Source organism: Novosphingobium guangzhouense, assembly GCF_002896965.1.
Taxonomy (GTDB): Bacteria; Pseudomonadota; Alphaproteobacteria; order Sphingomonadales; family Sphingomonadaceae; genus Novosphingobium; species Novosphingobium guangzhouense.
In genome coordinates this window covers 2,501-5,698 of record NZ_LYMM01000093.1, presented here as the reverse complement: position 1 = coordinate 5,698, position 3,198 = coordinate 2,501, and the positions used below count along the sequence as shown (strand labels likewise).

At 53.4% G+C, this 3,198-nt stretch carries 1 tRNA gene and 2 rRNA genes (1 of these 3 running past the window's edge); all 3 read right to left on the bottom strand.

What is annotated here, in order from left to right:
• Positions 1-77, bottom strand: a tRNA-Met gene (locus tag A8V01_RS25835).
• A gap of 113 nt (positions 78-190) precedes the next feature.
• A 5S ribosomal RNA gene (gene rrf, locus A8V01_RS25830) occupies positions 191-305 on the bottom strand.
• Between the two features lie 137 nt (positions 306-442).
• Positions 443-3,198 (bottom strand): 23S ribosomal RNA (locus A8V01_RS25825); it runs 36 nt beyond the window's last position.

The following is a 3,198-nucleotide window of genomic DNA, read 5'->3' as shown; positions in this document are numbered from 1 at the left end:
TGGTTGCGGGGGTAGGATTTGAACCTACGACCTTCAGGTTATGAGCCTGACGAGCTACCGGGCTGCTCCACCCCGCGTCACCGTATTTTTTTGCGTCGTTTGATGGACGCAAAAAGGGCCCTTTTGGGGCCCTTATTTCGTTTGTCATTGTGATGGGTTTTTTTCAACGATTTAGCGCGTCGGCTTCAATGCCTGGCGACGTCCTACTCTTCCGGGGCTTGAGCCACAGTACCATTGGCGCTGTCAGGTTTCACGGCCGAGTTCGAGATGGGATCGGGTGGGTCACTGACGCTATGGTCACCAAGCAATGGAGCCGACGCGTTTTGTCGTTGGTTTTTAATCGATGTATGCCCGTGCGTATTTCAGATCGTATTGTTCTGGCTGCTTACCGTCCTACCGGACAGCTGCTGTTTTTGCAGGACTGTCATTGATGGTGGGATTCATCAAGCATGATCAGAGTTATTAGGACCGGTTAGCTCCATGCGTTACCGCACTTCCACACCCGGCCTATCAACGTGATGGTCTATCACGACTCGAAGATACCTAATCTTGAGGGAGGCTTCCCGCTTAGATGCTTTCAGCGGTTATCCCGTCCATGCATAGCTACCCTGCTGCGCTCCTGGCGGAACGACAGGTACACCAGAGGCATGTTCATCCCGGTCCTCTCGTACTAGGGACAACTCCTCTCAAGTATCGACGCCCACGGCAGATAGGGACCAAACTGTCTCGCGACGTTCTGAACCCAGCTCACGTACCACTTTAATTGGCGAACAGCCAAACCCTTGGGACCTGCTCCAGCCCCAGGATGTGATGAGCCGACATCGAGGTGCCAAACGATTCCGTCGATATGAGCTCTTGGGAATCATCAGCCTGTTATCCCCGGCGTACCTTTTATCCGTTGAGCGATGGCCCTTCCACGAGGGACCACCGGATCACTATGACCGACTTTCGTCTCTGCTCGATTCGTCAATCTCGCAGTCAGGCAGGCTTATGCCATTGCACTCTTGCAGCCGGTTTCCAACCGGCCTGAGCCTACCATCGCGCGCCTCCGTTACTCTTTAGGAGGCGACCGCCCCAGTCAAACTACCCGCCACAGAGGGTCCCCGAACCGGATAACGGTCCTGGGTTAGACATCAGAACATAACAGGGTGGTATTTCACCTATGGCTCCACACCAGCTGGCGCCGGTGCTTCAAAGCCTCCCACCTATGCTACACAATTCTATCCTAATGCCACTCTGAAGCTGCAGTAAAGGTGCACGGGGTCTTTCCGTCTAACCGCGGGTACTCCGCATCTTCACGGAGAATTCAATTTCGCTGAGCATATCCTGGAGACAGTGGGGAAGTCGTTACGCCATTCGTGCAGGTCGGAACTTACCCGACAAGGAATTTCGCTACCTTAGGACCGTTATAGTTACGGCCGCCGTTTACCGGGGCTTCAATTCGGAGCTTGCACTCCTCCTCTTAACCTTCCGGCACCGGGCAGGCGTCAGACCCTATACGTCGTCTTGAAGCCGACTTAGCAGAGTCCTGTGTTTTTGCTAAACAGTCGCTACCCCCTGGCCTGTGCCCCCCGACAGTGCTTGCGCATAGCCGGGGCCTCCTTCTTCCGAAGGTACGGAGGCAATTTGCCGAGTTCCTTCAGGATACTTCTCTCAAGCGCCTTGGTATACTCTACCTGACCACCTGTGTCGGTTTCGGGTACGGTCTATACGGTGGGGCTATTTCCTGGAACCACGTGAAAGCACAACCAATCCGATAAGGTTGTACAATGTAAGTGATCCGTCACACACCACCAGGCCCACGAATATTAACGTGGTTCCCATCGACTACCCCCTTCGGGCTCGTCTTAGGGGCCGGCTCACCCTGCTCAGATTAGCTTTAAGCAGGAACCCTTGGTCTTTCGGCGAGAGGGCATCTCACCCTCTTTATCGCTACTCATGTCAGCATTCGCACTTCCGATACGTCCACGACCCATTACCAGATCGCTTCACTCGCTTACGGAACGCTCCGCTACCGCTCAGTCAAAGACTGAACCCTAAGCTTCGGTGCATCACTTTAGCCCCGTTACATTTTCGCCGCAGGAACCCTTGTTTAGACCAGTGAGCTGTTACGCTTTCTTTAAAGGATGGCTGCTTCTAAGCCAACCTCCTGGTTGTTTTGGGATTCCCACATGCTTTCCCACTTAGTGATGACTTGGGGACCTTAGCTGTAGGTTAGGGCTGTTTCCCTTTTGACGACGGACCTTAGCACCCGCCGTCTGTCTGCCGGACTAGACTCGTTGGTATTCGGAGTTTGGTTAGAATTGGTAGATCTCGCGACCCCCGCATCCATCCAGTGCTCTACCCCCAACGGCAAATATCCGACGCTCTACCTCAATAGATTTCGCGGAGAACCAGCTATTTCCCGGCTTGATTGGCCTTTCACCCCTAAACACAACTCATCCGAGAATTTTTCAACATTCACCGGTTCGGTCCTCCAGTGCGTGTTACCGCACCTTCAACCTGGTCATGCCTAGATCGCCGGGTTTCGGGTCTAATACACCATACTCAGTCGCCCTGTTCAGACTCGCTTTCGCTGCGCCTACACCTAACGGCTTAAGCTCGCATGGTACATTAAGTCACTGACCCATTATGCAAGAGGTACGCTGTCACCCCCTAAAGAGGCTCCAACTGCTTGTAAGCATCCGGTTTCAGGTACTGTTTCACTCCCCTCATCGGGGTGCTTTTCACCTTTCCCTCACGGTACTGTGTTCGCTATCGGTCATGTACGAGTATTTAGGCTTGGAGGGTGGTCCCCCCATGTTCAGACAGGATTTCACGTGTCCCGCCCTACTCGAGTCTCACATCGTCATTTTCGCATACGGGACTGTCACCCACTATGGTCGCTCTTTCCAAAGCGTTCTGCTAATTCAGATGTGAGCACTGGCCTGGTCCGCGTTCGCTCGCCACTACTAACGGAATCTCGGTTGATGTCTTTTCCTCCGGGTACTTAGATGTTTCAGTTCCCCGGGTTCGCTTCACCAAGCCTATTTTATTCAGCTTGGGATACCTTATCCACCTCACTCAATTCATGGTTGCCCATGATCTGAGAGAAATGGTGAAGGTGGGTTTCCCCATTCGGAAATCGTCGGATCAAAGTTTGCTCACAACTCCCCGACGCTTATCGCAGCGTGCCACGTCCTTCATCGCCTGTACATG